The 26,666-nt window shown below is 63.2% G+C and carries 29 protein-coding genes; 17 read left to right on the top strand and 12 right to left on the bottom strand.

The features are described 5' to 3' along the window. Positions 1–4: 4 nt before the first annotated feature. Complete coding sequence (acs, locus tag MCUTH_RS08120) at positions 5–1,894, bottom strand: acetate--CoA ligase (protein WP_066957914.1); 1,890 nt, start codon at positions 1,892–1,894, stop codon at positions 5–7. Positions 1,895–2,304: 410 nt separating this feature from the next. Between acs and MCUTH_RS08115 the strand changes: the two genes are divergently transcribed. Then, a complete protein-coding gene (locus MCUTH_RS08115; RefSeq protein WP_066957913.1) occupies positions 2,305–2,742 on the top strand; it encodes an arsenate reductase ArsC in 438 nt (145 codons plus the stop codon). Between the two features lie 18 nt (positions 2,743–2,760). On the opposite strand, the gene thiC is transcribed toward MCUTH_RS08115, so the two are convergent. After that, positions 2,761–4,050: a phosphomethylpyrimidine synthase ThiC gene (gene thiC, locus MCUTH_RS08110; RefSeq protein ID WP_169795899.1), complete on the bottom strand. Its 1,290-nt coding sequence runs from the start codon at positions 4,048–4,050 to the stop codon at positions 2,761–2,763. Positions 4,051–4,075: 25 nt separating this feature from the next. Here thiC and MCUTH_RS08105 point away from each other — a divergent pair, with 25 nt between their 5' ends. The 3 genes from MCUTH_RS08105 to MCUTH_RS08095 are packed head-to-tail and all read left to right on the top strand — an operon-like array spanning position 4,076 to position 5,674. Further along, positions 4,076–4,678: an MBL fold metallo-hydrolase gene (locus MCUTH_RS08105; RefSeq protein WP_066957911.1), complete on the top strand. Its 603-nt coding sequence runs from the start codon at positions 4,076–4,078 to the stop codon at positions 4,676–4,678. After that, positions 4,671–5,126 carry a GIY-YIG nuclease family protein gene (locus MCUTH_RS08100; RefSeq protein ID WP_066957909.1) on the top strand — a complete coding sequence of 152 codons (456 nt, stop codon included), beginning with the start codon at positions 4,671–4,673 and terminating at the stop codon, positions 5,124–5,126. Before MCUTH_RS08105 ends, MCUTH_RS08100 begins: the two co-directional genes overlap by 8 nt. Continuing rightward, complete coding sequence (locus MCUTH_RS08095) at positions 5,123–5,674, top strand: flavodoxin family protein (RefSeq protein ID WP_066957907.1); 552 nt, start codon at positions 5,123–5,125, stop codon at positions 5,672–5,674. Before MCUTH_RS08100 ends, MCUTH_RS08095 begins: the two co-directional genes overlap by 4 nt. A 12-nt stretch (positions 5,675–5,686) precedes the next feature. Here MCUTH_RS08095 and MCUTH_RS11400 read toward each other — a convergent pair whose 3' ends face one another. Together MCUTH_RS11400 and cofH (MCUTH_RS08090) are read right to left on the bottom strand one after the other, a co-directional pair. Next, positions 5,687–5,845: a DUF1328 domain-containing protein gene (locus MCUTH_RS11400; RefSeq protein WP_083524829.1), complete on the bottom strand. Its 159-nt coding sequence runs from the start codon at positions 5,843–5,845 to the stop codon at positions 5,687–5,689. Between the two features lie 123 nt (positions 5,846–5,968). Next, positions 5,969–7,060 carry a 5-amino-6-(D-ribitylamino)uracil--L-tyrosine 4-hydroxyphenyl transferase CofH gene (gene cofH / locus MCUTH_RS08090; protein WP_066957905.1) on the bottom strand — a complete coding sequence of 364 codons (1,092 nt, stop codon included), beginning with the start codon at positions 7,058–7,060 and terminating at the stop codon, positions 5,969–5,971. 99 nt (positions 7,061–7,159) lie between these two features. On the opposite strand from cofH (MCUTH_RS08090), the gene MCUTH_RS08085 reads away from it, so the two are divergent. Further along, the gene (locus MCUTH_RS08085) at positions 7,160–7,477 is read left to right on the top strand and encodes a YunC family protein (RefSeq protein ID WP_066957903.1); all 318 of its coding nucleotides are present in this window, start codon (positions 7,160–7,162) and stop codon (positions 7,475–7,477) included. A 7-nt stretch (positions 7,478–7,484) separates the two neighbouring features. Here the strand turns inward: MCUTH_RS08085 and cofH (MCUTH_RS08080) are convergent, their stop codons facing one another. Together cofH (MCUTH_RS08080) and MCUTH_RS08075 are read right to left on the bottom strand one after the other, a co-directional pair. Then, a complete protein-coding gene (gene cofH, locus MCUTH_RS08080) occupies positions 7,485–8,573 on the bottom strand; it encodes a 5-amino-6-(D-ribitylamino)uracil--L-tyrosine 4-hydroxyphenyl transferase CofH (RefSeq protein WP_066957901.1) in 1,089 nt (362 codons plus the stop codon). 27 nt (positions 8,574–8,600) lie between these two features. After that, positions 8,601–9,263, bottom strand: coding sequence for a S24/S26 family peptidase (locus MCUTH_RS08075; RefSeq protein WP_066957899.1), 663 nt, complete (start codon positions 9,261–9,263; stop codon positions 8,601–8,603). A 106-nt stretch (positions 9,264–9,369) separates the two neighbouring features. Here MCUTH_RS08075 and MCUTH_RS08070 point away from each other — a divergent pair, with 106 nt between their 5' ends. Both MCUTH_RS08070 and MCUTH_RS08065 read left to right on the top strand, forming a co-directional pair. Then, positions 9,370–10,773, top strand: a complete 1,404-nt coding sequence (locus MCUTH_RS08070) for a DNA-directed DNA polymerase II small subunit (RefSeq protein ID WP_066957897.1) — start codon at positions 9,370–9,372, stop codon at positions 10,771–10,773. A gap of 90 nt (positions 10,774–10,863) precedes the next feature. After that, the gene (locus tag MCUTH_RS08065; RefSeq protein WP_066957895.1) at positions 10,864–12,888 is read left to right on the top strand and encodes a sodium-translocating pyrophosphatase; all 2,025 of its coding nucleotides are present in this window, start codon (positions 10,864–10,866) and stop codon (positions 12,886–12,888) included. 99 nt (positions 12,889–12,987) lie between these two features. Here the strand turns inward: MCUTH_RS08065 and purE are convergent, their stop codons facing one another. Then, positions 12,988–13,380, bottom strand: coding sequence for a 5-(carboxyamino)imidazole ribonucleotide mutase (gene purE / locus MCUTH_RS08060; RefSeq protein ID WP_066957894.1), 393 nt, complete (start codon positions 13,378–13,380; stop codon positions 12,988–12,990). A 134-nt stretch (positions 13,381–13,514) separates the two neighbouring features. Between purE and MCUTH_RS08055 the strand changes: the two genes are divergently transcribed. From MCUTH_RS08055 to MCUTH_RS08040, 4 genes are read left to right on the top strand one after another with little or no spacing between them, the layout of a single operon-like run. Continuing rightward, positions 13,515–14,645: a pyridoxal-phosphate-dependent aminotransferase family protein gene (locus MCUTH_RS08055; protein WP_066957892.1), complete on the top strand. Its 1,131-nt coding sequence runs from the start codon at positions 13,515–13,517 to the stop codon at positions 14,643–14,645. After that, complete coding sequence (gene ribC, locus MCUTH_RS08050; RefSeq protein WP_066957890.1) at positions 14,642–15,103, top strand: riboflavin synthase; 462 nt, start codon at positions 14,642–14,644, stop codon at positions 15,101–15,103. Before MCUTH_RS08055 ends, ribC begins: the two co-directional genes overlap by 4 nt. Before the next feature lie 51 nt (positions 15,104–15,154). Continuing rightward, positions 15,155–15,562 carry a 6,7-dimethyl-8-ribityllumazine synthase gene (gene ribH / locus MCUTH_RS08045; RefSeq protein WP_066957888.1) on the top strand — a complete coding sequence of 136 codons (408 nt, stop codon included), beginning with the start codon at positions 15,155–15,157 and terminating at the stop codon, positions 15,560–15,562. Continuing rightward, positions 15,559–16,692, top strand: a complete 1,134-nt coding sequence (locus MCUTH_RS08040; RefSeq protein ID WP_066957886.1) for a pyridoxal phosphate-dependent aminotransferase — start codon at positions 15,559–15,561, stop codon at positions 16,690–16,692. The genes ribH and MCUTH_RS08040 overlap by 4 nt, the downstream gene beginning before the upstream one ends. Here the strand turns inward: MCUTH_RS08040 and MCUTH_RS08035 are convergent. Next, positions 16,689–18,377 carry a tetratricopeptide repeat protein gene (locus tag MCUTH_RS08035; RefSeq protein ID WP_066957884.1) on the bottom strand — a complete coding sequence of 563 codons (1,689 nt, stop codon included), beginning with the start codon at positions 18,375–18,377 and terminating at the stop codon, positions 16,689–16,691. The two genes, MCUTH_RS08040 and MCUTH_RS08035, sit on opposite strands and share 4 nt — an antisense overlap. A 197-nt stretch (positions 18,378–18,574) precedes the next feature. On the opposite strand from MCUTH_RS08035, the gene radC reads away from it, so the two are divergent. The 5 genes from radC to MCUTH_RS08010 all read left to right on the top strand — a co-directional run bounded on the left by radC (position 18,575) and on the right by MCUTH_RS08010 (position 23,057). Beyond that, positions 18,575–19,243: a RadC family protein gene (radC, locus tag MCUTH_RS08030; protein WP_066957882.1), complete on the top strand. Its 669-nt coding sequence runs from the start codon at positions 18,575–18,577 to the stop codon at positions 19,241–19,243. 167 nt (positions 19,244–19,410) lie between these two features. Further along, positions 19,411–20,076: a YIP1 family protein gene (locus MCUTH_RS08025; RefSeq protein WP_224732781.1), complete on the top strand. Its 666-nt coding sequence runs from the start codon at positions 19,411–19,413 to the stop codon at positions 20,074–20,076. 7 nt (positions 20,077–20,083) lie between these two features. Continuing rightward, positions 20,084–21,238: a COG1361 S-layer family protein gene (locus MCUTH_RS08020; RefSeq protein ID WP_066957876.1), complete on the top strand. Its 1,155-nt coding sequence runs from the start codon at positions 20,084–20,086 to the stop codon at positions 21,236–21,238. A gap of 5 nt (positions 21,239–21,243) precedes the next feature. After that, positions 21,244–21,915 (top strand): ABC transporter ATP-binding protein, encoded by a 672-nt coding sequence (locus MCUTH_RS08015; RefSeq protein ID WP_066958170.1) that lies wholly within the window; start codon positions 21,244–21,246, stop codon positions 21,913–21,915. Next, positions 21,912–23,057, top strand: coding sequence for an ABC transporter permease (locus MCUTH_RS08010; protein ID WP_066957874.1), 1,146 nt, complete (start codon positions 21,912–21,914; stop codon positions 23,055–23,057). Before MCUTH_RS08015 ends, MCUTH_RS08010 begins: the two co-directional genes overlap by 4 nt. A gap of 6 nt (positions 23,058–23,063) precedes the next feature. Here the strand turns inward: MCUTH_RS08010 and MCUTH_RS08005 are convergent, their stop codons facing one another. The 4 genes from MCUTH_RS08005 to MCUTH_RS07990 all read right to left on the bottom strand — a co-directional run bounded on the left by MCUTH_RS08005 (position 23,064) and on the right by MCUTH_RS07990 (position 25,155). Then, positions 23,064–23,318 carry a hypothetical protein gene (locus MCUTH_RS08005; protein WP_150468724.1) on the bottom strand — a complete coding sequence of 85 codons (255 nt, stop codon included), beginning with the start codon at positions 23,316–23,318 and terminating at the stop codon, positions 23,064–23,066. Further along, entirely contained in the window at positions 23,311–23,979 is a 669-nt protein-coding gene (locus MCUTH_RS08000; protein WP_066957870.1) for a DUF2953 domain-containing protein, read from the bottom strand. Before MCUTH_RS08000 ends, MCUTH_RS08005 begins: the two co-directional genes overlap by 8 nt. Before the next feature lie 21 nt (positions 23,980–24,000). Then, the gene (locus MCUTH_RS07995) at positions 24,001–24,453 is read right to left on the bottom strand and encodes a spore germination protein GerW family protein (RefSeq protein WP_224732780.1); all 453 of its coding nucleotides are present in this window, start codon (positions 24,451–24,453) and stop codon (positions 24,001–24,003) included. A 117-nt stretch (positions 24,454–24,570) separates the two neighbouring features. Beyond that, complete coding sequence (locus tag MCUTH_RS07990; RefSeq protein WP_066957865.1) at positions 24,571–25,155, bottom strand: metal-dependent hydrolase; 585 nt, start codon at positions 25,153–25,155, stop codon at positions 24,571–24,573. A gap of 143 nt (positions 25,156–25,298) precedes the next feature. Between MCUTH_RS07990 and MCUTH_RS07985 the strand changes: the two genes are divergently transcribed. Then, positions 25,299–26,657, top strand: a complete 1,359-nt coding sequence (locus MCUTH_RS07985; protein ID WP_066957863.1) for a TrpB-like pyridoxal phosphate-dependent enzyme — start codon at positions 25,299–25,301, stop codon at positions 26,655–26,657. Positions 26,658–26,666 lie beyond the last annotated feature (9 nt).

Here is a 26,666-nt window from a genome sequence, read left to right as displayed (position 1 = left end):
ACGATCACTCCTCAAGGGTGGATATGTCGCCCGGGTCCATGCCGAGCTCGCGGGCTTTTAAGACCCGACGCATGATCTTGCCGCTCCGGGTCTTCGGGAGCCGGTCCATATACTCGATCTCGGCCGGCACCGCGACGGGGCCGAGGCTCTTTTTGACGTGGTGGGCGAGGTCCTCGGTGAGGTCATCGCTTGGGCTTACCCCCACCCGGAGGGTGACGAAGGCCTTGATGACGTTTCCTTTCAAGGGGTCGGGTTTGCCGATGACGGCCGCCTCGGCCACCGCCTCGTGGGAGACGAGGGCGCTCTCGACCTCCGCGGTCCCGATGTTGTGCCCGGCGACGATGATCAGGTCGTCGGCCCGCCCGATGATCATGATGTAGCCGTCCTCGTCCTTCACCGCGAGGTCGCCTGCGGTGTAGCACCCCGGGATGGTGTTCCAGTACTTGCAGTAGCGCTCGTCGTTGCCGTGGACCGTCCGCATCATGGATGGCCAGGGCTCTCTGATGACCAGGAACCCTCCGGTTCCCGGCGGGACCGGGTTGCCCGATTTATCGACGACATCGACGACGGCGCCCGGGATGGGCTTTCCGGCAAACCCGGGCTTCATCGGTTCGCCGATCATCGTGGTCACCATATGCATCCCGGTCTCGGTCTGCCACCAGGTATCCACGATCGGGCACTGTCCGCCGCCGATCCGGTGGTAGTACCACTCGAACGCCTCGGGGTTGAGCGGTTCGCCGACGGAGCCGAGGACCCGGAGCGTCGAGAGGTCGTACTTCGCCGGCCACTCGTCGCCGTAGCGCATGAACATCCGGATCGCGGTCGGCGCGGTGTAGAAGATCGTCACCCCAAGGTCCTCGACCAGCCGCCAGTAGGCGCCCGGGTCCGGGTAGTCGGGCGTCCCCTCGGTTATGACGACCGTCGTCCCGACCGCGAGCGGGCCGTAGACGACGTAACTGTGCCCGGTGATCCAGCCGGGGTCGGCGGTGCACCAGTAGACGTCGTCTTCCCTGACGTCGAAGACGCACTTTGTGGTGTAGTAGGTTCCAACCGCGTAGCCGCCGCAGGTGTGCACGATTCCCTTCGGTGCCCCGGTCGAGCCGCTTGTATACAGGATGAAGAGCGGGTCCTCGGCGTCCATCACCTCCGCCGGGCAGTCAGGTGCGGCCTTTGCCGTGAGGCTGGCGTAATCGACCTCGAGGGCGGGGTCGATCTCGACTGCGGGCTCCTCACGCCGGAGGACGACGACCCTCTCTATGGACGGCGTCTGGCTGACGGCTTCTTTTGCGATCTCCCGGAGGGGGATGGTCTTTCCCCGGCGGTAGCCGACGTCCGCGGTGATGAGGATCTTCGCGTCTGCGTCGTTGATCCGCATCGCGAGCGCGTCCGCCCCGAACCCGCCGAAGACGACCGAGTGGACGGCCCCGATCCGGGCGCAGGCGAGCATCGCGACGACCAGCTCGGGGACGAGCGGCATGTAGATGCAGACCCGGTCGCCTTTTTCGACGCCGAGGGAGCGTAGACCGTTTGCGAACCGCATCACCTCGCGGTGGAGTTCGCCGTAGGTGTAGGTCCTCTCCTCCCCCTCTTCGCCGCGCCAGATGATCGCCGGTTTATCCCTCCGGGGGCCGGCGACGTGGCGGTCCAGGCAGTTTGTGGTGATGTTTAACTTCGCGCTGACAAACCACTTAGCATACGGGTAGTTCCACTCCCTGACCCTCTCCCAGGGCCCATACCACTCGAGTTCCTGGGCTATCCGGTCCCAGAAGGCCTCCGGATCGCGCACGAACTCGCTGTACTCTCGGGCGTAATCCGGCACCCTGGCATTCGCTCTGCACCGGGGATCGGGGAGGTAACATCTCTCCTCCAGTTTCACGGCAAACGATTCCGCCATCTTCCCAAATCCTACATGATTAATCGTGCCCAATTGCCCCGGTCAATCCCCCTCTGGGTCTCGAATCCGTGCAAAAGCGGCTGACTTCTACGGACCGGTCGCATCTCGATCGGCCCGTTCTCGTGTTGCCATACATGCGGCCGCCGAAAGGGGTTCGGTCTTCCCTCCCGGGCGCCATATTATACATGATTTATCATGTATAATTACGCATTCTGGTGATGTTATGATACTTAATAAATCTATCGGATTATGTGAAACCCTGCCGGGTCTTAGCGTAAAAACCGGAAACTTTGGATGAAAAAGCCTACCGGGGCGCTACTGCATCGCGCAAACCCCGGTGTGAAGAGTATGGTCCGGGCCTCACAGAGTCTTTGGTAACCTTTTTTTCCGGGGGCGCGAAGGGTGGGGGCATGAAAGAGAGGGTGCTCTTCATCGGCACGAACAACGCCGCCCGGACTCAGATGGCGGAGGGCTACCTCCGCGCCCGTTACGGCGACCGTTATGAAGTCTGCTCGGCCGGGATCGCCCCGACCGCCCTCGATCCGATGGCCGTCCGGGTGATGGCCGAGATCGGGATAGATATCTCGGGGCAGCGGGCGAAAGACCTCGGCCTTTTTGACGGAAAAGAGATGGACTACGTGATCGCACTCTGTAGCGGAGGCGTCTGCCCCATGTTTCCCTGGGCAAAAGAGACGATCCGCGTGGACTTCCCCGACCCGGCCAGGGTCACGGGACCGAAAGATCGGGTGCTTTCTGCCTACCGGAGGAGCCGGGACGCAATAATCGACTGGATCGACGGGGGCATTGCGAAAAGAAAGGTCGCTGGCGCGACCGCCCAAGCAAGGTGAGAGGGCCGGAGGCTCCTTCTACGGTTCCATCCGCTCCTCGGGCACCGGGAGGATCTCGCGCACCATCTTGATGGCGCAGAGATCGCCGCACATCGAGCAGGTCTCAATAACTCCGTCCCGCTCATGGATGCGCCGGGCCTCATCGGGTATGAGCGCCGCCTCGAACTGCTTCTCCCAGTCGAGCGACCGACGGGCCTCCGCCATCCGGATCTCGCGGTTCTTCGTCTGTCCTGCACCGCGAGAGAGGCTTCCTATGTGTGCCGCAACCTTTGCGACCCGCGTCCCCTCGACGATGTCGCGGACATCCGGCAGCGCCAGGTGCTCGGCCGGCGAGACCATGCAGAGGAAGTCCGCGCCGTTCATCGCGGCGATCACCCCGCCGATCGCCCCCACGACGTGGTCGTAACCCGGCGCCACGTCGGTGACGAGCGGCCCGAGCAGGTAGAGCGGGGCGCCGTCGGTCAGTTCCTTGATCGTCCGGACGTTGTAGCCGATCTGGTCGGCCGGGATATGCCCCGGTCCCTCGATCATCCGCTGCACCCCGGCGGCGAGCGCCCGTTTGGCGAGGTGGCCGAGCGCGAGATACTCGGTCGTCTTTGCCAGCCTCCCCGCGTCCACGAGCGCACCCGGGCGCATCCCGTCGCCGAGGCTCGCGACCACATCGTGCTCGGCCAGGATCTCAAGCAGGTAATCATACTCGGCATAGAGCGGATTCTCCTCACCGGTCGCAGCCATCATCGCGACGTGGAAGGCCCCGCCGCGCGAGACGACGCCCATCGTCCGGGGATCGGCCCGGAGCGACTCGAGCGCCTCTCGGTTCACACCGCAGTGCAGCGTCAGGAAGTCCACGCCCTGCTTGCAGTGCTCACGGATAACGGAGAAGAGCAGGTCGGCATCGACATCCGCGGCGCTCCCCGCCCGCCGGACCGCCTCGTAGATCGGGACGGTCCCGACGGGTACATCGAGTTCGAGGATCCGGCGCCGTATCCGGGCAAGATCGCCCCCGGTCGAGAGGTCCATCAGCGTGTCGGCCCCCTCCCGGAGGGCCGCCTTCGCCTTCTCGACCTCGAGATCCTCATCGCACCGGGCGCCTGACGTCCCGATATTCACGTTGACCCGCACCCTGCAGCCTTCACCGATGGCGCAGATCCGGTGCGGCCGTGCAGGGTTTGCCGGGATGACGATTCGTCCGCGGGCGACGGCCCGTGCGGCGGCATGGGAGGTTAGTCCCTCCTCCCGGGCGATCGCCTCCACCTCCGGGGGAACCCCGCGCAGGCACGCTTGAGCAAGGGTGTGCATAAGAACCATTTGTCCGGAGGCCATATTAGACTGCATGCACGTGCGGTGGATCCCGAGCGGCACAATCTACGCAAACTCGTTCGTTTACGAAAACGTCCTCGTCGACGCGGGTGTTCTCCCGATGGCGGTGGAGCCGTATGCCGGGGAGATTACCTCGATCGTCCTCACCCACGCCCACTACGACCATATTGCGTACGTCAAAGAGATCGCGCGGCTCTGCAACGACGCCGCAATCTGTATCCACGAAGCGGACGCCGTGGGCCTGGTCGACGACAGACGAAGCCTTGCGATGCACTTTGGGGCCCGGTCTCCCGGGGTCGCCCCCGACACCCTCCTTGCCGACGGCGACCGGGTAGGGAGCCTTCGCGTCATCCACACCCCCGGGCACACGCCGGGCGGGATCTGCCTCTACGACGAGCGGGCGAAGGTGCTCTTCTCGGGAGACACCGTCTTCACCGGGGGGTCCTTCGGGCGCTACGACTTCCCCGACGGCGACCGCACAGCCCTTGCGGCATCCATCGAGCGCCTGGTGGGGCTCGAGGTCGAGGGGCTCTACCCCGGCCACGGGGAGCCGGTCGAGTGCGGCGGCGGGAGGCATATCGCGGCCGCCCGGGAGGCGCTCAAGTATTATGGATAAGGGAGTCTACGCCCTCGTCCTCGAGAACCCCTCCTGCAGAGTCCGCATCGGCGCCCTCGGGGAGAGGGAGTTTGCCCGCGGCCGGCACATCTACGTCGGCTCCGCCCGGGGAAGCGGCGGGCTTGCCCGGGCAGACCGGCACCTGCGGCTTGCCGAAAGGCGCGACCGCCCTCCCCGATGGCACATCGACTACCTCCTCCTCGATCCTCACTTTGCCCCCGCCGCCCTTGTCACTGCCGCGACAGACCGGGACTGTGAGTGCGATCTCGCCCGTGCTCTTGCCGGAGCTTACGTCCCGGACTTTGGCTGCAGCGACTGCGCCTGCCCTTCGCACCTCTTCTACCGCCCCGGCGACCCGGTCGAGGAGATCCTTGCGGCCTTCCGCGGTCTTGATCTTGATGCCCGGATCGCAAGAATCAAAAACGAGAGGGGCGAGGACAGGGTATGAACGTTCTTGGTATCTCCGGAAGCATGCGCAGGAACGGCAACACCGCGATGCTCGTTGCTGCCATCCTCGACCGGGTGCGGGAGGCAGGCATCGAGACCGAGTACCTGACGCTTGCCGATATGGATATCCAGCCCTGCACCGGCTGCGAGGCCTGCAAGGATGCAAAGTGGTGCGTGCTGGAGGACGACGACTGGGGAGCCGTCGCGCAGAAGATGATCGACTGCGAGGTGCTCGTCATCGGCGCCCCGACCTACTACTACGACATCAACGGCCAGACAAAGAACCTCATCGATCGGACCTACTCACTCTACCACGACAGACGGCTTTCCGGTCGCGGAGGGGTCGCCGTCACCGTCTGCGCCGACCGGGGCTGTGAGCGGTCCCTCGAGACTCTCGAGGGTTTCCTGAACACCCACGGGTTCTCGTACCTCGGCTATGTCTGCGGCAGGGGGTATAATCCGGGGGACGTCCAGAAGGACAAGTGGGCGATGAAGAAGGCTTCAGCTGTTGCGAATGCAATCGTCAGGTACCTCCGGCCGGAGGACTGAGTGTGTCTCCCCTCAGAGCAGCAGCGATATGATCGCAAGAACGATGAAGATGATGACCAGCCACTTCGCTATCGACATCGATATCCCCGCAACCCCCCGTGCTCCTAGCAGAGCAAAGACAAGCGCCAGTACAAAGAAGAGGATTGCAAGGCCCACAAGACCGTTTACCATCCTGGCCTCCTCCCAATCGCCGGCTTTCAGCCGGCGTTGAGGGGCCGCGATTTATCCCATTATCATTTATAATTTTCCGGGATGTTTGGCGGCAGGCCGATCGGGTCCGCCCCGCCAACGGCATCACTCCGGGAGGAGGGCGTAGAGTGTCGTCCGCTGCCTAAGCGTCCTCCCGAGGTCCTCGGCGATCCTGCGCATCTCGATCGGATCGAGGTAACTCGTCCCCCGGGCCCCTGCCTCCCGGGAGATGCTCTCCTCATAGAGCGTCCCCCCGAGGTCGTCGGCGCCGGCAAGGAGGGCCATCTCGGCCATCTTCGTCCCCGTCTTCACCCACGAGACCTGGATGTGGTCGATGTTGTCGAGGAATAGCCGGGCTATCGCGACCATCAGGATATCCTCCCGCCCGGTCGCCCCGGCCCTGGCATGCCCCGCCCGGTAGAGCGGGGTGTTCGGGTGGACGAAGGAGAGGGGCACAAACTCGGTGAACCCGCCGGTCTCGTCCTGGATATCGCGGAGGATCGCAAGGTGCCGCACCCAGTCCGCTACGCCCTCATAGGCTCCGTACATGATCGTCGCCGTCGAGGGGATGCCCATCCCGTGCGCCTCTTTGATGATCCGGACCCAGGTTTCCGTATCGATCTTCTCCGGGCAGATGACCCGCCGGACGTCGTCGACCAGGATCTCGGCCGCTGTCCCGCAGAGGGTCGAGAGCCCCGCGCTCTTCATCATCCCGAGCACCTCCCGGGTGGAGATGCCGCTCTTTCTTGCGGCATACGCCACCTCCATCGGGTTGCTTGCGTGGATGTGAACCGTGGGCGCCTCGTCCCGGATCCAGGAGTAGATATTGACGTAGGAGCGAGCGTCAAATTCTGGATGGAGGCCGCTGACCGTGCAGATCTCGGTTACCGAGCGGTCTCGTGCGGCCCGGGCCTTCTCCCGGATGGTGGCTTCGTCGTAGCAGAAGACGTCGGGGTCACCGGGCTTACGCGAAAATCCGCAGAACCCGCAGGCGTTCACGCAGAGGTTGGTGACGTTGATGTTCTGGTTTCGGACATAGGTGACGCGATCGCCGACCTTCTCCTCACGGAGTTCATCCGCGGCAGCGGCGATCTTCCAGACGTCCCGCCCCCTCACCGAGAAGAGGCGAACGGCCTCCTCTTCCGTGAGCCGGTGACCGGCGAGCAGATCGCGAAGTAACAGTCGAAGCGTCGTCATACTCTAGGATAATCTCCCTGAGACGTTTGAGGGGAAGAATTTTCGGGCGCGCGGGAGCGGGCACAAGACTTATTATCCCTCGTGAGTATCCCGCCAGTCATGGCCCAAGAACAGATCCTCTGCCATCAACGCACAAGGCTCAGCTACAAGGACGCATACGGCTACGTCATCCCGGTCGGGAACACCAGCCTGATGGCCTGGGTGACCGACGAAGGGATGATCGGGACCGCCGGGTTCGATATCGAGGCGCTGGCGAACGCCGGCGTCCCTGCGGCGATCGTCGGGGTCTCGGAGGAGTCGACCCTTGAGAACCTGGACTCCCTGATGGACGCCGAGGTGAAGGCGGCAAACCTCCCGGCTGTGCAGCGCCGCGTCGAGATCGGGATGTCCGGCCGGGAGGCCTTAAACAGGATGTGAGATCGGTCTACACGAGCTCGTAGGTCGTCGTCCGCTGCCGGAGCGTCCGCCCGATGTCCTCGGCGAGCCGCTGCATATCGGCCGGGTCCAGGTAGTCGGCCCCCTCGCCGCCGGCGTCGACCGAGACGTCGTCGCAGAACATCGTCCCTCCAAGATCGTCGGCGCCGGCAAGGAGGGCCATCTCGGCCATCTTCGTCCCCACCTTCCCCCATGAAACCTGGATATGGTCGAAGTTGTCGAGGAAGAGCCGGGCGACCGCGACCATCAGGATATCCTCCCGTCCGGTTGCGCCGGGCGGGGCCCGCCCCGCCCGGTAGAGCGGGGTCTTTTGATAGATGAACGAGAGGGGTACGAACTCGGTGAACCCGCCGGTCTCGTCCTGGATATCGCGGAGGATTGCGAGGTGCCGGGCGCGGTCCGCCTCGCTCTCGCAGGACCCGTACATGATCGTCGCCGTCGAGCGGATGCCCATCCTGTGCGCCTCTTTGATGATCCGGACCCAGGTTTGCGTGTCGCACTTATTCGGGCAGATGACCTGTCGGACGTCGTCGACCAGGATCTCGGCCGCCGTCCCCTGGAGGGTTCCAAGGCCTGCCTCGCGGAACCGCTCGATGACCTCGACGGTCGATACCCCGCTCCGCTCCGAGGCCCAGGCGATCTCGTCGGGGCTTGCCGTATGGATGTCCACGCCGGGCGCGACCTCCCGGACGCAGGAGATGAGGTCGACGTAGGAGTCGAGCGTGTAGTCGGGATGAACCCCTGAGAGGAGACAGATCTCGGTGACGTCCCGGCTCACAGCAATTCTCGCCTTCTCCTGCACGGTTGCGATATCGTCGCAGAAGGCCTCGGGATCGTCTACCCGTCTCCCAAAGCCGCAGAATCCGCAGAGGTTCTTGCAGACGTTGGTGACGTGGATGTTCTGGTTACGGACGTAGGTGACGCGATCGCCGACCTTCTCCTCGCGGAGTTCGTCCGCGGCGGCGGCGATGGCAAGAACGTCACGGTCACGGGTCGAGAAGAGGCGGACGGCCTCTTCTTCCGTGAGCCGGTGGCCGGCGAGCACGTCGTCGAGCAGGTCATGCAGTGAGTGCGGCATCGTAAGTAGGTCTCCTGTACTGGATTATCACTCTTTTTTTCGGCGTGCAAGAACGAAGTCGTGGATGATGATGATGACGATGATGATGATGGCGAATTCGGCAAGGTGCAGGGGGAGGTAGCCGACGAGCGGCACCGCGATGAGGGCTTTGCCGACAATCCACTCCTTTTTGACCGGCTCAACAACCCCGACGCCCTCGATTCGGAGGTTCACCTGGTCGATGTAGGGGTTGTTGTCCCCCTTGGTGATGTAGCCGCCGTGCGGGTCGGCGTAGTACGCCCCGAGCTCTGAGTTCTTTACGGCTTCGGTATCGACGTAGGTCATCGCGCGGTGGATGATCGGGTGGACGGAGTCGACACCGTTCGGCCGGTAGATGATCACGTCGCCGTAGTTCCCAAAGGACGTATACCCGGTCAGTTGCCCCTCGGCCCAGGTCGTCAGGGGACCGAACCGGTCCTCGTCGACGACGAGGACCAGGTCGCCGACGTTCATGTTCGGGACCATGCTCTCGGACTCGATCGTGACCACCGCCGGCCAGGTGCCGGCGAAGAGGTAGAGGGCGAGGGCGATGCCCCCCACGACCGCGACGACCCAGAGTACGTCCCGGGCGAGAGAGACGGCCGGGTGATCGCTCTCCCGGAACGCTCGCACGGCCGATGCTGCACGCTGCAGCCAGGTGGTATTCGACATTTGTTCTAGAAAGAATGCTATCCCTTCATATACATAGATTCTCCGGGGTGGCCATGCCCGAGAAAAAGATAAACCAATATTGCCCGGGGGAGAATAACATGAGTCCATGCTCGCCAACGCTGAGATCGTACGCCGGTTCCTTGAGCTGAAGCACCAGGCTCACCCGGAGGTCGTGCAGTACATTCGCGAGCAGAACGATCCGACGCTGATCGACCGGATCGCGGCGGCGGTCCCCGACGACACCCTTGTCATCATGCCGGAGCATATCCCGGGCTTAAAGAAGGTCCGGGATGGGACCCGGTTCCTCGTCGACCCGGAACTCGAGGTGATCGTCGGGAGCGCCGGGACCACGGGAAGCGTCAGCGGCCACGAGGACGCCGTCCACTACTTCCGCGACCGCTACAACACCCTCTCCTCAATGCTCCGGAGCCGGATGACCGCGATGCCGATCGAGGCGCTGTTAAAGTCTCCCCACCGCTACCGTGACGAAGAGTGCAACATCATCGGGATGGTGGCCGATGTCCGGACGACCGGGAAGGGGCACCGGCTCGTCGAGTTGGAGGATCCCACAGGAGCGATTCAGGTCCTCTTCAACAAAGGGCGGGAGGAGACGTTTGTGGAGGCGGAGCGGATCCTCCCCGACGAGGTCCTCGGGGTCAAGGGAAAACTCTCAGGCGACGGCGGGCTCTTCTTTGCTGAGCAGCTCTTCCGCCCCGACATTCCCATCAATCACGCCCCGTTCAAGAGCGACCGGCCGGGGAAAGCGGTCCTCATATCCGATGTCCATGTGGGAAGCGATACCTTCCTCGACGACGCGTGGAACCGGTTCGCCGACTGGCTCCAGGACTCGGATGTCGGCTACCTCCTGATCGCCGGCGACCTTGTCGACGGTATCGGCATCTATCCCGGCCAGGACCAGGAACTGACGATCAAGAACATCTACGAGCAGTACGACCGTTTCGGCGAGATGCTCCGCGATCTCCCCTCACGGATCCGGATCGTCGCCGCTCCGGGGAACCACGACGTCGTCAGGATGGCCGAACCGCAGCCGGCCATTCCGCCGGAGTTCACCGCGAAGTTTCCGTCAAACTGCACCCTCGTCGAGAACCCCTGCCTCTTGAACCTCCAGGGTGTCAGGGTTCTGATGTATCACGGCCGATCGTTCGACGACATGATCGGGCTGATTCCGGGGGCAAGTTACGAGCGGCCCGGGGAGATCATGGACGAGATGCTGAAACGCCGGCTGCTTGCCCCCTCATACGGGATGCGGACGCCGATCGCCGCGATGAAGACCGACCGGCTCGTCATCAACCCCCTTCCTGAGATCCTCCTCACGGGCCACGTCCACATCTGCGGCGTCACCCGCTACCGCGGCGTCCTCGGGGTGAACGCCGGAACCTGGCAGTCCCAGACGTCGTTCCAGAAACAGATGAATATTCACCCCACGCCTGCGCGGGCGTTCGTCATCGATCTCCAGACGCTCCAGCCGGAAGTTCTGGATTTTTCTTAAATCCCCACCCGTTTTGACCATCACGGTTTACACATATTTAAAAGTGTGGAATCCCTTGTATAGTGTACCCAATTGGAGGAATGCAAAGAGATGGATCTGGTATACCTGGCACCCGTGGGTGCCGTCCTTGCTCTCCTGTTTGCAGGGTACTCGTACATGAGTATCAAGCGGGAGGGCATGGGTACCGATCTGATGCAGAAGATCGCTGCCGCCATTCACACGGGGGCAATGGTCTATCTGAACAGACAGTACCGTGCTATTGCAGTATTCGTCGTCGTGCTTGCCATCGTCCTTGCGGTCGCGATTGATCCCCTTACCGCGGCCTGTTTCGTGCTCGGCGCGGCGCTCTCGGCGACTGCCGGCTACATCGGCATGTACACCGCGACCGCTGCAAACGTCCGGACAACGAACGCCGCACGGCGCGGGATCGCGGATGCGTTCCGTGTCTCGTTCTCGAGCGGCTCGGTCATGGGCATGGCGGTCGTCGGGCTCGGGCTTCTCGGGCTCTCGATCGCGTATCTGGTCATCAGCACCGTAACGACGCTTTCCCAGGCTGAAGTCCTGACCGTCGTGACCGGGTTCGGTCTCGGTGCGAGTTCGATCGCCCTCTTCGCCCGAGTCGGCGGCGGTATCTTCACCAAGGCCGCGGACGTCGGTGCCGACCTCGTCGGGAAGGTCGAGGCGGGCATCCCGGAGGACGACCCCCGCAACCCCGCCGTCATCGCCGACAACGTCGGTGACAACGTCGGCGACGTCGCCGGCATGGGTGCCGACCTCTACGAGTCCTACGTCGGTGCAATCATATCGGCGATGGTCCTCGGTGTCGCCGTCGCGGCGACGCAGTTCCCGAACGCCGACGTCATGAACGTGATCGTCCTCCCGCTGCTCATCGCGGCAGTCGGTATCGTCGCGTCCATCATCGGGTCGTTCTTTGTGCGGACCAACAAGACCGAGAGCAGCGCCATCCACATGGCCTTCAACAAAGGTCTCCTCGCCGCAATCGTCGTGACCGTCGCCGCTACCTACTTCCTCGTGACACAGCTTCTCGGAGCTGAGTACATCGGGGTCTTTTATGCCACCGTCGCCGGTCTCGTCGCAGGGTTTGCCATCGGCCTGATCACGGAGTACTACACCTCCTTTGAGCGGAGCCCGACGCTCGCCATCGTCAAGGCAAGCGAGACCGGTTCGGCAACCACCATCATCACCGGGTTTGCGAAGGGTATGGAGAGCACCGTCTGGCCGGTCCTGATCATCGCTGTCGCGATCTTCATCTCCTACCAGGTTGCGGGTCTCTACGGTATCGCGATCGCCGCCGTCGGCATGCTTGCGACGCTCGGTATCTCCCTCTCCGTCGACGCTTACGGCCCTGTCGCCGACAACGCCGGCGGTATCGCCGAGATGTCCCACCAGAAACCTGAGGTCCGCGAGATCACCGATACGCTCGACGCCGTCGGGAACACCACCGCCGCCATCGGCAAGGGGTTCGCCATCGGCTCTGCAGCCTTGACTGCGCTCGCCCTCTTCGCCGCCTACACCCAGGCGGTCGGCCTCTCGGTCATCGACGTCTCGGTCCCGAATGTCTTCGTCGGTGTCCTGATCGGCGCGATGCTTCCGTTCCTCTTCTGTGCCATCACGATGATGGCGGTCGGAAAGGCGGCATACAGCATCGTCCACGAAGTCCGCCGCCAGTTCAAGGAGATCACCGGTCTCATGGAGGGGAAGGCCGACCCGGACTACGCCTCCTGCATCGCCATCTCCACTCACGCTGCGCTGCGTGAGATGATCCCGCCCGGCGTCCTCGCCGTCGCCGCGCCGCTCGTCGTCGGGTTCCTCCTCGGCACGGAAGCGCTCGGCGGCCTGCTCGTCGGTTCGCTTGCATCCGGGTTCCTCCTCGCCGTCACGATGGCGAACGCCGGCGGAGCCTGGGACAACGCGAAGAAGTACATCGAGCAGGGCCACCTCGGTGGAAAGGGCTCGGACGCCCACAAGGCAACCGTCGTCGGCGACACCGTCGGCGACCCCTTCAAGGACACATCGGGCCCGTCCATCAACATTCTGCTGAAGCTGATGTCCATGGTCGCGCTGGTCTTTGCGCCGCTGATCCTGGTCATCTAACCCCTTTTTTCCTAATCGTGCCTGCCGGGGAGCATTTTCTCCAAAAGCCGCGCAGAAAAATCACTTTTGATAGAAGAGAATCTTTCAAAAAAGAGTGGTTTAGGCGCTCCTCGCGTTGAGGATGCGGATTGCGAGGTGCGCTGCGTTCTCGCCGTTATCCACCCCGACACAGGCCACCGGGACGCCTCTCGGCATCTGGACGATCGAGAGGAGGGCGTCAAGCCCCATCAGTTTGCCGCTCACGGGAACGCCGATCACCGGGCGCGCCGTTTTTGAGGCGATAACCCCGGGGAGGGCCGCCGAGAGCCCGGCGATCGCGATGAAGACCCTGGCATCGCTCCCTTTAATATACTCGTCGAGCCGTTCCGGGTCCCGATGCGCCGAGATCACCTGGTAGTCGTAGGAGACGCCATGTTCCCGTAAAACTCCAAAGACCTTCTCTGCGATCTGGCTGTCTGAGGCCGAACCGCAGATCACCGCGACATCTACCATATCTTCCTTTGGTTTGCTCCTGCCCCCCTATCTCTCTGTCGATATCGCCCGTGGAGAGGTTGATAAGAGTCTACATCCAAGTTCCTTGAAGGAACTTGCGTCTGGATTTGACGAGACGACATGGACTGATCCATATGGAAAATGAACCACTCCTTATGATCCCCGGCCCTGTACCCATTCCGCAGCGGGTACGCGCCGCAATGACGCGGCAGGCCATCAACCATCGCGGACCCGAGTTCGGTGCCGCGTATGCGGATACTGTCCGGGTCCTAAAGACCCTCTTTGGCACTGAAAGCGACCTTTATATCATCAGCGGCTCGGGAAGCGCCGGCATGGAGGCCGCGGTCGCAAACTTCGGGCGGGACAAGCGGATCGTCTCGCTCGTGAACGGCAAGTTCGGCGAACGTTTTGCAAAGATCGGTGCGCGCTACGGCACCGTCACCGCCCTTGAGTCCGAGTGGGGCACTCCGCTCGACCTTGCGGCCCTCGAGCAGGAACTCGAGGCCGGGGCCGAGATCGTCACGATGGTCCACAACGAGACGAGCGCCGGGATCAAGAACCCGGCTCCTGAAGTCGGAAAGCTCGCCCGGAAGTACGACGCGCTCTTTGTCATGGACGGGATCACCTCCATCGGCGGCGATGAGGTCCTGATGGACAAGTGGGGCGTCGATGTTGCGGTCGTCGGGTCGCAGAAGTGTCTTGCAGCCCCGGCGGGCCTTGCGGCCATCGCCATCGGGGAGCGCGCCTGGGACCGGATCTGCGATAAGCGCCCCTTCTACCTCGATCTCGCCGCCTACAAAAAGAGCGGGAGCAGCACCCCGATGGAGACTCCCTACACCCCGGCGGTTCCGCTCTTCCTCGCGCTGCACGAGGCCTGCAAGATGATCGAGGAGGAGGGCATCGCCGCCCGGATTGCCCGGCACCGCAGGATGGCCGAGTCCGTCCGCGCCGCGGCGAAGGCCTGGGGCGTCGAGCTCTTCCCGAAGATCGATGAGCACCATGCCTACTCGAACACCGCAACCGCGATGCGCATCCCGGACGGCGTCACCGACAAGGACCTTCGCGGGACCGTCAAGAAGTTCGGGATCGAGATCGCCGGCGGCCAGGACCACCTCAAGGGCAAGATCTTCCGGATCGGCACCATGGGCAGTGTCGGAGCGCAGGAGATTCTCGCAACCCTTGCGGCCGTCCAGTTCGCCCTGAGGAAGTCCGGGTTTGCGGCCGGCGACGGTCTTGAGGCAGCCGCCGAGGTGCTCCTCGGATGAAGATCGGGATCGCCGATACGACGTTTGCCCGGATTGACATGGGCAGAGCCGCTATCGATGAGATCCGCAAGCACGCAAGTGTGGGGATCGAGCGCTACGTCGTCCCCGGCATCAAGGACCTCCCGGTAGCCTGCAAGAAACTGATCGAGGAGCGGGGGTGCGACCTCGTGATGGCGCTCGGGATGCCCGGCGGGGCCGAGAAGGACAAGGTCTGCGCCCACGAGGCCTCCCAGGGCCTCATCCTCTGCCAGCTCATGACCAACAAGCATATCATCGAGGTCTTCGTCCACGAGGACGAGGCAAAAGATGAAAAAGAACTCGCCTGGCTGATGGAGCAGCGAACCCGCGAGCACGCCGTGAACGCCGTGCGGCTCCTCCTCCGGCCGAAGGAGCTGGAGAAACTCGCCGGGACCGGCCAGCGGCAGGGGTTCGAGGATGTCGGGCCCGCACGCATCTGATCCAAAAAGTGATGATTATCTGGCGTGAGTAATACCACAGGAAGGATTGGAATGACAATACGACTTGGATTCGTCGTCGCGGAGTTCAACCGCGACATCACCTATATGATGGAGATCGAGGCCCGGGAGCATGCCAATTTCCTCGGTGCGGAAGTGGCTGAGACGATCTACGTCCCGGGCGCCTACGATATGCCGCTTGCGATCAAGAAACTCCTGACCGACGGGAACGTTGATGCCGTCGTCACCATCGGGTGCGTCATCGAGGGCGCGACCCAGCACGACGAGATCGTCGTCCAGCACGCGGCACGTAAGATCATCGACCTCTCCCTTGAGTTTAACAAGCCCGTCACGCTCGGCATCTCCGGACCGGGGATGACCCGGATGGAGGCGACCGAGCGTATCGACTACGCGAAGCGCGCCGTTGAGTCGGCCGTGAAGATGGTCCAGCGATTGAGATGAAGAGCCTCTCAGAGAAGGTTGGGGCAATCGCCCCTTCGGCGACGATCGAGATCTCGAACGCCGCAAAGAGAATGGCCGCCGAGGGTATCGACGTCATCAGCCTCTCGATTGGTGAGCCGGACTTTGATACCCCGCAGCATATCAAAGACGCCTGCATCGAGGCCATCCAGCGCGGCGAGACGCACTACGCCCCGAGCGCCGGGATCCCGGCGCTTACCGCCGCAATCGCCGAGAAACTCACCCGCGAGAACGGCATCCCCGCAAAGCCCGACGAGGTGCTCGTCACCTGCGGCGCCAAGGACGCCATCTACGAGGCGATGGAAGCCGTCCTGAACCCGGGCGACGAAGCGATCATCCTTGATCCCGCCTGGGTCTCCTACGAGCCCTGCGTACAGCTCGCGGGCGCCGCCGCCCGGCATCATCCGCTCTCTATGGAGACCTTCCAGGTCGACGACTCCCTTCTAGAGGCCGTCGGTCCCCGGACGAAGATGATCGTGGTCAACTCGCCGTCGAACCCCTCCGGCGCGGTGCTTGATGCGTCCTCGCTCCGGCTCATCGCCGATATCTGCCTAGACCACGACCTCTACGCGCTCTCGGACGAGATCTACGAGAAGTTGATATACGGCGGCAAAGAGCACATATCGCTCGCCTCCCTCCCCGGGATGGCAGAGCGGACGATCACCATCAACGGGTTCTCGAAGGCCTACGCGATGACCGGGTGGCGGATCGGCTACGCGGTCGCTCCCCGCCCGATCATCCGGCAGATGGAGAAGGTGCAGCAGCACACCATCTCCCACCCGACGACGTTTGCGATGTTTGGGGCTGTTGCGGCGCTCAAAGGCCCGCAGGACTGTGTTGAGTCGATGCGCCGCGAGTTCGAGCGCCGGCGGGACTTCCTCGTCCCGGCGCTCCACGACCTCGGCTACGCGACCGCTCCCGCCGACGGTGCATTCTACGCCTACGTCAAGGTCGGGGGGGACGATATGGCGGTCGCCCGCTCGTGGCTTCGGGACATCCATGTGGCGGTCACCCCGGGGACGGCGTTCGGCACTCCCGGCTGGCTCCGCCTCTCCTACGCGACCTCGATGCAGAAGTTGAGAGAGGCCGTCGAGCGGATCGGCCGGATCTAAGACCTCATTCTCCCTTTTTGCTGAATCTCCTGCTTTCGGGGCAGCCGTGAAAGTCTCTCGTAGCACCGGATCGCCTCGGCCGGGCGGTCGAGGTAGACAAGCGCCGTCGCTCTCCCTTTGAGCGCCTCGACGTCGTCGGGGTCGGCGGCGAGCGCCCGGTCGTAGCAGGCGAGGGCCTCCTCACAGCGATTCTGGATCACGAGGACGTTTCCCTGTGCAACCCAGATATCCATCCTTGCAGGGTCGATCGCGAGCGCCTGTGCATAACAGGCGGCGGCCTCCTCGTAGCGCCCGAGGATGAAGAGAGTGAGACCCTTGTTGTACCGGGCGTCCACGTTCTCCGGGTTGGCCCGGACCTCCTGGTCGAAGCACTCGAGCGCTTTATCGTAGTCGGAGAGGGTCGAGAGGACGCTTGCCTTGTTCTTCTGGATCTGCTGGTTGTTAGGCTCGATCTCGAGTGCTCGCTCGTAGCATCCAAGTGCGTCCTCGTAGCGCCCGAGTTCGTGGAGCGCGTTTCCGCAGTTGTTCAAGGCGGCTATGTTCTCCGGCTCTCTCCGGAGCACTGCCTGGTAGCAGATGACCGCCCTGCTGTAGTCGCCGAGAGCGTAGTAACTCTCGCCACGGTGGTAGTCTGCGCCCGTATGATCGGCCTTGAGCCTGAGCGTCTGGTCGAAGCACTCGATCGCCTCTTCGTAGCGCCTTTTGGCGAATTGGACGAGTCCTTTCTGGTACCAGACCTCCGGGTCGGCCGCGTTCTCCCTGAGCGCCCGATCAAGTGAGGCGAGCGCAAGGTCGTAACGCTTCAGCCTCCTGAGCGCCATGCCTTTCTCACGCCAGATCCCGGGGCGGTCGGGGCTGATCCGGTATGCCCGGTTGTAGGACTCGATCGCCTCTTCGTAGCGCTCCAAGAGGCGGTGCGCCCGGCCCCGGTTGTACCAGGCGTCGGCATCGTCGGGACGGAGGGCGAGTGTCCGGTCGAATGACAGGATGGCCTCCTCGTAGCGCTCAAGCGTCATGAGGGTGCACCCCCGGTTGTACCAGGCGTCGGCACGGTCGGGACTGATAGCGATAATGCGGTCGAAGCACTCGATCGCCGTATCATAGCGGGCGAGGAGGAGATAGATCGTCCCCTTCGCGTACCAGGCCTCTGTGTCCTCGGGGTCGATGGCGATGATGCGGTCGTAACATTCGAGCGCCGCATCGTACCGGCGTTCGGCGGCAAACGCCGCACCCCGCCCTCTCCAGCCCTCAATCCGGGTCGGGTCGATGGCAATGACCCGGTCATAACAGGCGAGTGCGTCAGACGTCCGCCCGAGCTTTCGGAGAGCGTGCCCTCGGATGAGCCAGGCGCCCGTGGAGTCGGGTGCAAGTTCCACGGCCCGGCCACAGTACTCGGCCGCCTCCCGGTACCGCCCAAGGCTGTAGAGCGCCTCTCCCCCGGCATACCAGAAGCGGGCAGAGGTCGGGTCGATCCTGACGGTCTGGTCGAAACAATTGACTGCTTCCCGGTAACGCCCGATCGCCATGAGGGCCCGTCCCTTGCAGTAACGGGCAATGGCGGCGCCGAGATCCAGGGCGATTGCCCGGTTGTAGCACTCGATGGCCCGATCGTACTGCCCCTGCTCGCAGTAGGTCCGCCCCCGCCTGCACCAGACATCCACGCTGTTCTTCCAGGGAAGCTCCATTGGGTGATGAATAGCAGTCCATAAGAAAAAGCGTTTCGATCGTATCGGTGGCCTTTCTTTCGTCCTGGCGAAAAACCGATCGCTTCAGTTCATTCGCGGTCGAGCCAGAACTCTCTCGTCCTCCCGGATCCGTATGGCAACCTATACATGCTCCCGGGAGCAAAACGGGATTTACAACCCTCCCGGACCTGAGTACCATGAGGAAGATGCGCGATATACCGGACCGCGATCGTCCCCGCGAGAAACTGGCCAAACGGGGACCGCAGGCGCTCACCGATACCGAACTGATCGCCCTCCTCCTTGGGCGTGGCACGAAGGGGCGGGACGTCTCGGAGGTTGCGGGCGACGTCGAGCGTTACCTCCGGGGGACCGGGGGCAAGCCGTCGTACGAGGCCCTCCTTGCGATCGGCGGGATCGGATCAGCAAAGGCATGTGAGATCATGGCCTGCTTCGAGCTCGGGCGGCGCTATTTCGGCGACGACGACGTCACCGGAACCCGGATCACCCGCCCCGAAGACGTCATCCCGCTCGTTTCCGAGTGGCGGGATAAGAAGCAGGAGTACTTCATCTCTCTTACTCTCAACGGTGCCGGAGAGGTGATCGAGCGCCGGATCGTCACCGTCGGGATCTTAAACCAGAGCCTCGTCCATCCCCGGGAGGTCTTTGCCGACGCAATCACCGACCGGGCCGCCTCGGTCATCCTGGTCCACAATCACCCGTCCGGCACGCTCGATCCCTCTGTCCAGGATCTCGGGATCACCCGGCAGCTCGTCGAGGCGGGGTCGATCCTCGGCATCCGGGTCCTCGACCACATCATCGTCACGAAAGGGGGCTACGTGAGCTTGAAAGAACTCGGGCACCTCTAACCTTTACGCCGCCCCATCCCCTCCCCGACCGTTCCTGCACGGGATTGGATGACCTTTTGCCCGAATTTTCTTAAATCATGGTAATTTTTCTGAAATTTCGAAGATAATCTATCTTCCTTCCCCTCGGGATCCAATAAGGTTTATCTCCCCTCGTCAGCCAAAAGTATGTGAGGCAGACATACATGGACAGTGGTTTTCTCCGGGTGCTGCTCGAACCCGGACGTTTCTTTCAAGAGCGTATGCGGGGTGAGCCGGGCCTGAAGATACCGGCATTGATCGCGCTTGTCATCGGGATTATCGGTGCGGTCAGCGCTGCCATCTCGGCAAACGCGCTGACCGAGGGCCTCCCCCCGGACATGCAGGTCTTCGGGTTGGCGGGGGTTGCCTTCGCTGTGGCCAGCGGCATCATCGGGGGACTCATCACCTGGGTTGCCTTCGGTATCGTCTTCTATATCATCTCGATGGTCTTTATGGGGGATGGAGACTTTAAGCGGACGCTGGAGTTCACGGGCTACGGGCTCATCCCCCAGGTCTTTGGGGGCATCATCGGGGCGATCTTCTCCTACCAGATCGTATCGAATCTCTCGGTCCCGATTATCTCGAGACCCGAGGATATCGCGGTGCTTGTGGAGAGCGTCACAACCGGCATGCTGAGCGACCCCCTCACGCCGATCTCCGGGATCGTCGGCATCCTCTTTTTGATCTGGAGCGCAAACATCTGGATCTTCGGCATGAAGTACGCACGGAATCTCTCCACGCGAAACGCGGTCCTCACCGTCGGGATACCCATCGGGCTCTATATCCTCGTCAACCTTGTCACGCTCATCGGATAGGTGTACTATGAAACCTCTCTACATCGCAATTATCTCAATCTTCTGCATCGTCGCAGCACTCACCGGACCGGCCGGCGCCGCTTCGGCAGATGTCACCGTGGTCTCCTCCACGCTCGACCCGCAGGTCCTGATGAAAGGGGATACCGGGACGCTCACGATCGTGATCCAGAACACCGGTTCCGAGACAGTCTCCATCAAGAGCGCCCGGCTCTACGGCAACGGTGTCGTGCCCTTAAGCGAGCCTTACCTCGCGGTCGGGGACCTCGGCGCCGGGAACAGCAAGACGTTCACCTTCACCGTCCGGGCGGACGGGGGCGAGGGAACGTTCTACCCGCAGTTCGTCCTTGACTTCCGCAACGAGGGCAACCTGCGCTATCCGGTCCCCGTCCAGGTCGAGAATACGCCGCTCAGCGTATCCGTGGTCGAAAGACCGGACGCCTTCTCCGAGTCCCGGACGGCCGATATCACCGTCCGGGTCGGGAACCCCCGCCCGAACGCCGCCTCCGGCGTCCAGGTGATCCCGCTGGGAACGGGCTTTACCGTCACCCCGACCAGCGGGTTCATCGGGACCCTCGCCTCTGACGCCTCCGGGACGGTCACGTTCAACCTGACCCCGACTGCCGAGATGGACGTCACGTTCCAGGTGGTCTGGCGCAACGGCATCAACACCCACACGACAGATCTCGTGCTCCCGGTGGTCTTTGGCGAGGACAAGAGACAGGCGGACCCGATCATCACGAACGTCGAGGTCAAGTCCGAGTTCGGCAGGTACCGGGTCATCGGCGATATCTCGAACGCCGGCCTCGAGTCCGCCCGGTCGGTGATCATCGCCCCCGGCGCCCCGGCAACGCCCACCGATCCCTTCCGGGTCTACGTTGTCGGGACCCTCGACCCAGACGACATCTCCTCGTTTGAGGTGACGTTTGCGGCCGATCGGAACGTGACCGAGGTCCCGATCGTCGTCGAGTACCGCGACGACGACGGTAACCGCTACACTTCGACGACGATGATCGGTCTCGGCAGCGGCGCCGGGGTGTCCGTAGCGTCCGCGGCGCCCGCGGAGAATTCGAGCGGCGAGTTCCCGATCGTCGGGGCCATCGTCGCCGTGCTGGTCGCGCTCGGGGTCGCCGGAGCAATCTACTACTCGTGGAGACGGGCGTAACGACGATGCCGGTCATCAGCTTCGATGCGGTCCGGAAGGTCTACCCCCTCCCGGGGGGCGACGTTGTGGCGCTGGACGGCGTCGATCTCGCGATCGAGAAGGGCGAGTTCGTCCTGATCATGGGCCCCTCGGGGTCGGGGAAGTCGACGCTCTTAAACATCATGGGCTCGCTCGATGTCCCGACCTCAGGAGAGGTCACCATCGCCGGAAAGAAGATCAGCAGGATGAGCGACGATGAACTGACCCTTCTTCGGCGGGATCACATAGGGTTCGTCTTCCAGCAGTTCAACCTCATCCCGCTCCTCACCGTGGTCGAGAACGTCGAGTATCCCCTGATCCTGAAAGGCCGACAGAACGGGGCCCGCAAGCGTGCAGAAGAGGTCCTGCGTGCCGTGGAGCTCGCCGAGACCCACTTCACCCACAAGCCGAATGAACTCTCCGGCGGGCAGCAGCAGCGGGTCGCGATCGCCCGGGCGCTCGTCAACGACCCCGACTTCCTCCTCTGCGACGAACCCACCGGGAACCTGGACTCGAAGACCGGGACCGCGATCATGGCCCTCCTTACCCGGATGAACCGTGAGGAGGGCAAGACCGTCGTCATGGTCACCCACGACCCCCGCATGACGAAGTATGCAGACCGGACGATCCAGCTCATTGACGGGAGGGTGGTGGAATGACCTTCTTTGACCTCGCCCGCCGGAACGTCACCCGCCACTGGCTCAGGTCGACCCTTGCGGTCGTCGGGGTCGTCATAGGCGTCCTCGCGATCGCGTCCCTCGGGATCATGGGCACCAGCATCGGCCTGATGCTTGACGATATGATCTCGGATGTCGGGGATACCGTCATTGTCTCCCCGGCGATGGGCGTGAGCGGGGGCAAACTCACCGAACGGCAGGTCTCCGATATTACCCGGGCGGTCGGCTCGAACGCCGTCGTACCGTACTCATACACCTTCGAGAAGATCTCGGTGGGCGATAAGGAGAGCGCCGTGATGCTGTATGCGATCCCTGCCGAGGATATTCCCTCCCTCCTTGAGGTGAAGTCGGGGGGCTATCCGAAGGATACGGGCGCCGGCTGCCTGATCGGGAGCAACCTTGCTGCAAACAGCAAGGAGAACGGTCTGAAACTCGGTTCCCGGGTCAGGATCGGCGACGAGTACCTCCGTGTGGTCGGCGTGCTTGAGGAGCGGGGGCTCGCGCTCGACATCAGCCCCGACGACGCCATCGTCGTGCCCTATACCTGGTACTCAAGTCATTACGACGAAGAGGATTACGATCAGGTCATCGTGAAGGTCCGCGACGTCGACGATATCGATGCGGTCAAAGCGTCGATCGAGCAGAAATTGAACCGGCGGGAGGAGGTCGTCTCCGTCTCGGATTCAAGGCAGTTCCTCGAGAGCATCACCTCGGCCACCAGTTCGATTGCGGTCTTCCTTGCCGGGATCGGCGCGATATCGCTCCTCGTCGCCGGTGTCTCGATCCTGAACGTGATGCTGATGTCGGTCACGGAGCGGACCAAGGAGATCGGGATCCTCCGGAGCATCGGCACCCGGCGCGGCGAGGTGATGCGGATGTTCATCTATGAGGCCCTCATCCTCGGGCTTGCGGGCTCTCTCATCGGAGGTGCGCTCAGTTTCTGTGCCGGATTCCTGTTGACGGCGGTCTTCGCCGGGAACTCGGCATACCTCTTCAACCCGGCAAGCCTCCTTTACATCGCCTTCGGGATGGGATTCGGCGTCTTTACAAGCGTCGCTTCCGGTCTCTACCCGGCCTGGAAGGCGGCGCAGCTAAACCCCATCCAGGCCCTGCGCCACGAGTGACGGGGGCTACCCGAGACACTCCTCTTTTTGACGCTCAATTCCGTCGCGAAGCGTCTTGATTGCATCTTTAGTCCCCGGGGGCGCACCCGGGAGGAGGGCGAGGTACTCATGCTCCCCCTCGGCGATGAGGAGGGCAACCGGGCTTAAACTGAGCATGGCGCACCCTCCTGCATGGATCACATGTTCCCTGATGACGGGGATGATGCACCGGTCGCCGACCTTCCGCCCGCCGCCGACGACGAGTTCTGTCCTCTCACCCACCCGGAGCACCTCTTCCCGAGAATTGACGGAGCCGGTCCCTGACCGGTCTATCCAGGAGAGCCTGGACGACCGGGATGAGGATCAGGAGCGGGTGGCGGATCTGCGTCCGGAGGGTGAAGGTTCCCGCAAAGACCCTTCGGTTAAAGACCGGGGTCATCACGAAGTCGATCGCCTCGGCCGGCCAGAGGGCGTAGCGGGCGGCGGTGCAGTAGCCGTATATGATCCCGGTATCGGCCGGACTCTCAAGACCGAGGATGATATCGCCCCTGAGCGTCTCTAGATAGAGTGACCGGTAGACTGCGGCGAGGATCTTCTCGAGGTGGGGCCAGAGGTCGGTTGCGGCGCCGAGGTAGTCCGGGATCGGACGCCTCTCCTCGACCTTCTTCTCTTCCTCCTCCGGGGCCTCCGCCGCAAGCTCGCCAAGATCCCGGCTCATCACCCGGCGGCCGAAGAGAAGGATCTCAAGCACCTGCACTTCGTCGTCCACCCGGACCCTCCCGTCCAAAAAGCACCAGGCTACGTCGGCCGTCGCCCGGGCACTCTCCTCACTGCAGTCGGCAACCATCGAGACGGTCACCGGGACCAGGTATAGGGCAAGCAGGACGAGGATGAGGATGACGGCGACGGCAAGCAGGACCAAAAAGAGGAGCGTCGCTGCCATGGAGTGGAGGGGGAGCGGACTTTACGCTCCTTCTTCCCCGGTTACCGGGATCTCTCTTCCTTCTCCCTGGGCTCTCCCCATCCCCCCTCTCTGCTGCATCATCTCCGAGCCCTTCTCAAGGACCTTCTCGACGTGCGGGCCGACGGCCTCGCCGATCGCCGTGACGACCTCGGCGATCTCGCTCTTCTTCTTTAACGAGATCACCTGGACCCCCTCAGGCCCCGGAACGCCCTTGGTGATGATGATCAGGGCAACAGCCGATATGCCGCCGCCTCCCCCGGTCCCGGCTCCACCGTGCTGCTTCCCCTCTCTGAACCCACCGGACCCTTCGCCTGCGCCGAACCCCAATCCGAACTCGGCGACCGGTATGATCACCCGCTCACCTGCATCGACCGGGGCACCGAGGATTGCGCTTGCGCAGAGCGTTCTTGCCAGCTGATCGACGGTTATCTGGAGCATTGATTCGCCAGTCACTCAGTTCACCACAAGCATTTCAGTAACCAGTCTCGTATATAAGGGTTGGGGTTTCCCGCCCTGGATGGATTTGCGCCGAACCAATCGGCCCCGGTGGAGCGGGATGACGGGCCTGCTTTAGAGGAGGTTCCTCCCGCCCACGGCGAGTGCGGCGAGGATGGCGAGACCTAAGATGACCACGAGCAGCCGGCGGATCGTGGGGCCGGAGAGCCGGGCAAGGGCGCCTTTGAGTTCCCCCCGGTAGAGGTAGGCGAAGAGTCCGGTGATCAGGAGGAAGAAGAGCCATTCGCTCGGCTGAGAGAGTTCCCGCATGAGGGCGTCCCACAAAAAGTCATCCGGGGTGCGAAGCAGTGGGATCGGTCCGAGGAACGGCCAGAGCCATCCTGCTGGCCGCAGCCACATCCCATCGAGGATCTGGTGGCTCAGCATCCCTGCTGCCAGTACAAGGAGGCCGATGCTTCGGCGATGGTAGTAGATGAAGAGGCCGGCGATGGCGATGAGCGTGACGATCGTAAGGCCATGGAAGTAGAGCCGGCCGTAGCCCACGGTCTCGGCGAGGATGATATGCCCGAGCGGCTTATCGATCAGGTCGGGGAGGACGCCGCCCAGTGCGCCGAGCAGGACGACCCGCCGGTCTCGGACGATCGCCGCGAGGATGAGCCCTATGAGGACGCCGGCCATGGCATGGGCGAGGAGATACATCGCTCTCCAGTGGCGGGGTGATTATATACTCTTTTTCGTCGGAGATGCTCCGGGGCGGGGCGTGCCCCCTGGTAACTCGATGACCTTTGTTGAACTAAAAAGATCCACAATGTATATATTTGTTCAGAGTACACCAGAATGGCATGCAGACGAAGATCCTCCTTGACGAGGGAGAGATGCCGAAGCGGTGGTACAACATCCAGGCGGATCTCTCCACGCCCCTGGACCCGCCTCTTCACCCGGCCACCGGAAAGCCGGTGACCCCTGATGACCTCCGTCAGATCTTCCCGATGGAGCTCATCCGGCAGGAGATGAGCACGGAGCGCTATATCGATATTCCGACCGAGGTCCGCGATATCCTCACCCTCTGGAGACCGAGCCCACTCTATCGGGCGCGGCGGCTCGAGGCGGCCCTAAAGACCCCGGCAAAGATCTACTACAAGTGGGAGGGTGTCAGCCCCCCGGGCTCGCATAAGCCGAACTCGGCCATCCCGCAGGCCTACTACAACCGCGAGGCGGGAATCGAGCGGCTCGCGACCGAGACCGGGGCGGGGCAGTGGGGATCGTCGCTTGCGTTTGCAACGAGCCTCTTTGATATGGAGTGCACCATCTACATGGTCCGGGCCTCCTACGAGCAGAAGCCCTACCGCAAGGTTATGATGCAGGTCTACGGGGCCGAGTGCATCCCAAGCCCCTCCCCGAGGACCCAGTCTGGCCGGGCGATCCTCGAGCGCGACCCGGATACGCCCGGCTCCCTCGGGATCGCGATCTCCGAAGCGGTCGAGGATGCCGTAAGCCACGAGAACACCAACTACTCGCTCGGCTCCGTCCTCAACCACGTCTGCCTCCACCAGACGGTCATCGGCCAGGAGGCGAGGGAGCAGCTTGCGGCCGTCGAGGCCTACCCCGACGTCGTGATCGGGTGCGTCGGCGGCGGCACCAACTTTGCCGGGCTCTCCTTCCCGTTTGCGGGCGACAAACTGACCGGGAAGCACCCCGAGACAGAGATCGTCGCGGTCGAGCCCGCCGCCTGCCCGTCCCTGACGAAGGGGCTCTACGCCTACGACTTCGGGGACGTTGCGGGGCTGACACCGCTTCTTCGGATGTTCACCCTCGGCCACGACTTCGTCCCGCCCTCGATCCATGCAGGGGGCTTGCGCTACCACGGGATGTCCCCGCTCGTCTCCCGGCTCGTCCAGGACGGAGTCGTGCGGCCGGTCGCCTACCACCAGAACGACGTCTTCTCGGCCGCCGTGCAGTTCGCCCGGACGGAGGGGATCATCGTCGCCCCCGAGGCGGCCCACGCGGTGAAGGCCGCGATCGACGAGGCCCTCAGGTGCCGCAAGACCGGTGAGGCAAAGACGATCCTCTTTAGCTGCTCCGGGCACGGCAACTTCGACCTCTCCTCCTACGAGGCCTACTTTGCCGGGAGCCTCGTCGACTACGAGTACCCGGCGGAGCTGATCAAAGAGTCGCTCTCGCGGCTCCCGGTGACGGGGTGATGCCGGTGG

It is taken from the genome of Methanoculleus thermophilus, assembly GCF_001571405.1.
GTDB lineage: Archaea > Halobacteriota > Methanomicrobia > Methanomicrobiales > Methanoculleaceae > Methanoculleus > Methanoculleus thermophilus.
Note: the sequence above shows the minus strand (reverse complement) of the source record. Positions and strands in the feature narration are given on the sequence as shown.